The following is a 428-nucleotide window of genomic DNA, read 5'->3' as shown; positions in this document are numbered from 1 at the left end:
AATGGCGATGCGTTCGCCACCTACCACCGTGGCTTTCTCTCTGCTACTGAAACCTGGCTCGCCAGCCAAGGTGTTCTTGCTATTGCTGGTTTCGCCCCGACAACCCAGGGAAAAGACGAGCGCTCTCACCGCACGTTGACCCAGTTCCTCGATGCACGCCACCCAGTCAGCCTTGCTGAGGTCAACACATATCTGGCTGAATACCGCCAGGTCTACAACGAACGACGACGGCACCAATCACTGCTTATCGGCAAAATGCACATCACCCCACGCCAAGCTTTCGATACCTTCCCCAAAGCACCATCACCTCAGCATCCACTCGATCCCGAGCAGGTCTGGGCCCGCATAGTCGCCTATAACCAAGCACACAACCCACAAGCAGTATCCGAAAAGCTCAACGGCCCCGCGGAAGCGGCAACTTCACACGA

General features: G+C 56.8%; 1 protein-coding gene. It reads left to right on the top strand.

What is annotated here, in order from left to right:
* Positions 1-428, top strand: a 428-nt coding sequence (locus tag HMPREF2808_RS13805) for an integrase core domain-containing protein (protein ID WP_246818560.1), incomplete at both ends; no start/stop codon positions are given.

Source organism: Corynebacterium sp. HMSC078A10, from assembly GCF_001811565.1.
GTDB classification, from domain to species: Bacteria; Actinomycetota; Actinomycetes; order Mycobacteriales; family Mycobacteriaceae; genus Corynebacterium; species Corynebacterium hesseae.
This window is presented reverse-complemented; position numbering and strand designations above follow the sequence as displayed.